This window comes from Acidovorax sp. (assembly GCF_046339755.1).
Taxonomy (GTDB): domain Bacteria; phylum Pseudomonadota; class Gammaproteobacteria; order Burkholderiales; family Burkholderiaceae_C; genus Acidovorax.
On the sequence record NZ_JBKDTZ010000380.1, the window covers coordinates 1 to 2850 of the forward strand.

General features: G+C 68.4%; 3 protein-coding genes. 2 read left to right on the top strand and 1 reads right to left on the bottom strand.

What is annotated here, in order from left to right:
• The first annotated feature begins 50 nt into the window (after positions 1-50).
• Complete coding sequence (locus ACK59X_RS32645) at positions 51-956, top strand: EamA family transporter (RefSeq protein WP_409963314.1); 906 nt, start codon at positions 51-53, stop codon at positions 954-956.
• Between the two features lie 25 nt (positions 957-981).
• Here the strand turns inward: ACK59X_RS32645 and ACK59X_RS32650 are convergent, their stop codons facing one another.
• Positions 982-1959 carry a quinone oxidoreductase family protein gene (locus ACK59X_RS32650; protein ID WP_409963316.1) on the bottom strand — a complete coding sequence of 326 codons (978 nt, stop codon included), beginning with the start codon at positions 1957-1959 and terminating at the stop codon, positions 982-984.
• 246 nt (positions 1960-2205) lie between these two features.
• Between ACK59X_RS32650 and ACK59X_RS32655 the strand changes: the two genes are divergently transcribed.
• Positions 2206-2850 (top strand): LysR family transcriptional regulator (locus ACK59X_RS32655; RefSeq protein ID WP_409963318.1); only part of this gene is annotated, 645 nt, incomplete at its 3' end.

The following is a 2850-nucleotide window of genomic DNA, read 5'->3' on the forward strand; positions in this document are numbered from 1 at the left end:
GCCCAAAATTCGAGCGAAAGTCCAGGCGCTATCGCACTATATTTTCAACCATGTCTTCCATGTTGCACCTTTATCAGCGTTTTGTTACCTACCTGGCCGTGCTCGGCGCCGTCACGGCGCTGGGCATCGGCACCTCCTGGGCCAAGCACTATCTGTTTCCGCTGGTGGGCGCGCAGGGCACCACGGCCGTGCGTGTGGGCTTCTCGGCGCTGCTGCTGTTGCTGCTGTGGCGGCCATGGCGCTGGCAGCTGTCGCGCACCGACCTGCGCGCCGTGATGCTCTACGGCGCCATGCTGGGCGCCACCAACCTCACGTTCTACATGTCGCTGCGCACGCTGCCCTTCGGGCTGGCGGTGGCCATCGAGTTCTCGGGCCCGCTGCTCATGGCCGTGCTGTCCTCGCGCCGCGCCATCGATTTCGTCTGGGTGGCGCTGGCCGTGGTGGGCCTGGGCGTGCTGCTGCCCCTGGGCGGCATGAACGGCAGCACGCTGGACCCCACCGGCGTGGCCTACGCGCTGGCGGCCGCCACCTTCTGGGCGTTGTACATCGTGTTCGGCAAGCGCGTGGGGCATCTGCATGCGGGCCATTCCGTCTCGCTGGGTCTGGTGGCCGCCGCCGTGGTGGTGGTGCCCGTGGGCGTGGTGCATGCCGGCACCGCGCTGCTGTCGCCTTATGTGCTACTGGTGGGCGTGGGCGTGGCGGCCGTGTCCAGCGCCATCCCCATCTCGCTGGAGATGATGGCCTTGAAGCGCCTGCCCAAGGAGGCCTTCGGCATCATGATCAGCATGGAGCCCGCCGTGGCCGCACTGCTGGCCCTGGTGCTGCTGGGCGAGGTGCTGAGCTTCAACCAGTGGCTGGCCATCGGCCTGATCATGTCGGCATCGATGGGGACGGCGATGACGGCGAAAAGGCAGGTGCAGGGCAAGGCGGCGGCGCAGGAGGCGGTGGTCGCCTGACGGCTGCGGCGGCTTTGGCGCCAGGTCACTCCACCCGCATCAGCACCTTGCCGATGGCCTGGCGGCCCTCCAGCGCGCGGTGCGCCTGTGCACCGTCGCGCAAGTCGAAAGTGTGCGCTATGCGCAACTGCACGTCGCCCGCCAGAATCCATTCGAACAGCTGCGCCGCACGCGCCCGGCGCTCCTGCGCGCTGGTGAGTACGTTCCACAGGTCACCGCCCACCAGCGCCAGTGAGCGGTCCATGAGACGGCGCGGGTCCACCGGCGCCGGGTCGCCCGCTGCCATGCCGTAGAAGACCACGGTGCCGCCGGTGCGCGTGGCCGCCATGCTGTCGGTCAGGGTGGTGCCTATCGAGTCGTAGACCACATCGGCCCCGCGCCCGCCGGTGAGCGCCTGCACGGCCTGAAGCCAGCCCTCGGTAGGGATCACCGCCACCACGCTGGGATCTGTACCCAGCACTTCGCGCACCGCCTGGCGTTTGGCCTCGGTCGATGCGATGGCGATGACCCGCGCGCCCAGGCGGCGCAGCATCTGCGTGAGCAGCAGCCCCACGCCGCCCGCTGCGGCATGCACCACGGCCCAGCCCCCCGCGCGCACCGCATAGCTGTCGCGGCACAGGTACTGCGCCGTGAGGCCTTGCAGCAGGCTGGCCGCGGCCGTTTCGAAAGAGATGGCGTCGGGCAATGGGATCAGCCGATCCACGTCCACCGCGCACAGCTCGGCGTTGGCAAACGGGCTGTCGGCAAAGCCCACGCGCTGGCCCGGCTGCAGGCCGCTGCCCGATGGGGCGCTGACCACCTCACCGGCACCCTCGTAGCCCAGGATCCAGGGTGGCGAGCCGGCCAGGTGGTAGTTGCCCTTGCGGCGGTAGATGTCCGCAAAGTTCAACCCCACCGCCTGCATGCGCACCAGCGCCTGCTCTGGGCCGGGGGCAGGGTCGGGGACGGCTTCATGGTAAAGAACATCGGCATCGCCGAACTGGTGGAAGACGAGTGCGTGCATGGACTGGACACCTTCTTGGATGGATTGATTCACTTGTTGCCCGATGAAGGCACCCTGCAGGACCAGCCAGAAGCTGCGGACCAGAAACAGCTATTTTTTCTACTGCCATTGGCTTCCGGGCTTCTCTGCGTGCCGCATGGCAGCATCACATACATGGCAGATCCTGGCAGTCAGGTTAGCATCGGCATCCCGGCTCAGCGAGCCTGCTGTGCTGCATTCACTCAGTAGAAAAAATACTGCCATCACATGAACGCCAGCCACCACACGCCCCTGCATGACCTGCCGTCCCTCAAGGCGCTGCGCGTCTTCGAGTCCGCCGCGCGGCACCTGAACTTCCGGCTCGCGGCCGAGGAACTGGATGTGACGCAGGGCGCCGTGGCGCAGCAGGTGCGTGCGCTGGAGGCAGAGCTTGGCATCCGGCTGTTCGAGCGGCATGCGCGCGGGCTGGCGCCCACCGAGGCCGGCAGCGCCTATGCGCTGCGCGTGCGTCGCGCGCTGGAGGAGATTGCCGACGCCACGCGCCAGCTGCGCCCCGGCGAGCGGCAGGTCACCATCAGCGTGGCACCGACCCTGGCCGCCAAATGGCTGCTGCCGCGCCTGCCGCGCTTTGCCGAGCGGCACCCCGGCATCGAGCTGCGCGTGCTCGCGACGGAGCGCGTGTCGCGCTTTCATGCCGAGGGTGTGGACCTGTCGATCCGCTATGGCCAGCCGCCCTTCGGGCCTGGGCTGAACGTGCAGCGGCTGCTCGTGACCACCTTGATCGCGGTGGGCAGCCCGGCGCTGCTGGCGGGCCCTGGGCAAGCACTCCATGGCAACCGCCAGGCTTTTGGCATGCTGGCGGCGCGGCACCGGTACTTTCACCAGCAGGTGGCGGCGGCGATCCGGCTGCAC